At 67.2% G+C, this 2,189-nt stretch carries 1 protein-coding gene; it reads right to left on the bottom strand.

Annotated elements, in window-relative coordinates; genetic code table 11:
- Nucleotides 1–83: 83 nt before the first annotated feature.
- The coding region (locus tag GA0115259_RS38375; protein ID WP_107469434.1) for an RICIN domain-containing protein at nucleotides 84–2,189 on the bottom strand (2,106 nt) is incomplete at its 5' end.

Genomic DNA, 2,189 nt, shown 5'->3' with positions numbered 1-2,189 from the left:
CCCGTGGACGGAAGTTCCGTCCACGGGCCGCCTGTCGGCCTGTCGCCGTCTGCCGCCGCCGCTAAGGGCTTGGCCGGGCCTCGTCAGGGATAAGCGACGAGATTCGCCACGTTCGTGGACGAGTTCGACGGCCCTCCCCGGTCACTGATGACATGCCGGATGGTCCCGGTGCCGCCGAGCGAGACCGTCACCATGTTGCGGAAGCGCACATTGGCGTTGTTGGGCACCTCGTACGCGTGCTCCGCCGTCACACTGTTGTTGACGTTGAAGAAGCAGTAGCTGCCGAGCCCGTACGCCTGATGGCTGGTCACGGACGGCGCCACCTTGTAGGCGGCGTAGCCCTGCGTCGTGCCGTTCATCCAGGCCGCCTGGTTGGGCGGATCGTAGGGCATCTCGTTCTGGTAGAAGTACGTCTTTCCGCCGTTGCCGTTCCAGATCGTCTGATGCTTCTGGTAGTGCTCGACGAACAGGCCGTACATCGTGACATCGGCGCCGTTCACGACCAGACCGGTGTCCGCCGTGTTGGTGTTCCAGCCCACGCCGCTGCCGTGGTCGGCGCGCCAGATCCACATATGGTCGCCGATCACATTGCGGCTGTTGACGACCAGACTGGTGGTCGCCTTGCCGACACCGGCGCCGCCGATGCGGAAGAACACATCGTGCAGTGAGGTCGGGTTGGCCGCGTGGCTCACGCTGGAGCCGTCGGCGCCGACCTCCATCAACCGCTGGGAGTTGACGGGCCCGGCGTCGATGAGCAGACCGGCCACCTTCACACCGTCCACATCGGCCACGGACACCGCCGTGATGCCGTTGTCCGGGATGAACGTCGCGAGGCCCAGCCCGAGGACGACCGTGTCGGGACGGGTGATCCTCAAGGTCTGGTTGAGATGGTAAACACCCGGAGTGACCAGCAGATTCTTGCCCTGTGCCAGCGCGGCGTTCATATCCGCGGCGCTCGTTCCCGGCTTCGCGATGTAGAACTGGTCCAGCGGGATCGACGTACCCGCAGGAGCCCCGGCCGACCAGGTCGTACCGCTGGAGTTGTCACGCAGCGCCGGGACGAACACCTTGTAGGCACCGGCCTGGTCGATGTACAGGAACGGCTTCTCGCGCACCTGCGGAGTCTGGTCGACCGTGGTGTAGGGCGGGTTGGGGAAGCTGTTCGCGGGCGCGTTCCGCGCGCCGACGAACACCATGTTCCAGTTGGATCCCGTCCAGCTTCCCCACTCGGTGTTACGGGAGAGCCACTGCTGCTGGGAGCCGGACCTGACCTGCCCGTCGACCTTGGAGTCGGCCATGAAGCCACCGCTGGACCAGCCGCCGTCGTCCAGCGCCAGATTGCCGCGCACATGCATACGGCGGTACGGAGCGGCCTGGGAGACCGCCCAGCGGTCGGTGCCCGTCGTGGGTGTGACGGACAGGTTCTCGGCGCTGCGCCAGAAGTTCTGGGTGGCGTTCTGCGGCGGGAACCAGTCGGCCTCCACATGGACGGCGCCACGGATGCTGACATCGTCCGGCGAGAGACCGAGGCCGGCGACCTGGGTGTAGAAGCCGACGTTCACATCGGCGTTGTAGGTGCCCGGTTTGAACAGGAAAGCTGCCCGCTGGGTGCCGAACTGATTGGTCTCCTGCTGGCGGAAGGTGGCGTCCACCCGGCTCTGGATGGTGGCGGCCGACATCGACGGATCGAAGACGGTCACATTGGGGCCGAGGTCCGGAGTGCCCGGAGGCACCGGCGGCTCCGCGGCCTCCACCCGGAACGACTGCGCGCCCGATCCGTTGCAGGTGTACTGCTGGAGCTGGACGCTGTCGGCGGTCGAGGCGCCCGGCACATCGAGGCACTTGCCGCTGGCGCGGTTGACGAAGTGGTACGCGCCGTCGGCCTCCTCCACCGGCAGCCACTGCTGATTGGTGCCGTCGCTGTAGGTCCAGAGCTGGATCGCCGCGCCGTCGGCGGCCGATACGTCGGTCACGTCCCAGACCTGACTGTCGGCGTTGCGGTTGCCGGCCCTGACATGGCCGCCGCTGGTGGTGGTGAGGCTCCAGTGCTGGGCGAGGCTGCCGTTGCAGGTGTACTGCTGTACGGCGGTGCCGTTGCCGGTGGCCGCGGCGCGTGCGTCGACGCACTTGCCGCTCGTCTTGTTGATGACGGTGGTCCACCCGGTGGGCGGTGCCGCCGCAGCGGCACC

Origin of the sequence: Streptomyces sp. MnatMP-M17 (assembly GCF_900091995.1) — a bacterium.
Taxonomy (GTDB): domain Bacteria; phylum Actinomycetota; class Actinomycetes; order Streptomycetales; family Streptomycetaceae; genus Streptomyces.
This window is presented reverse-complemented; position numbering and strand designations above follow the sequence as displayed.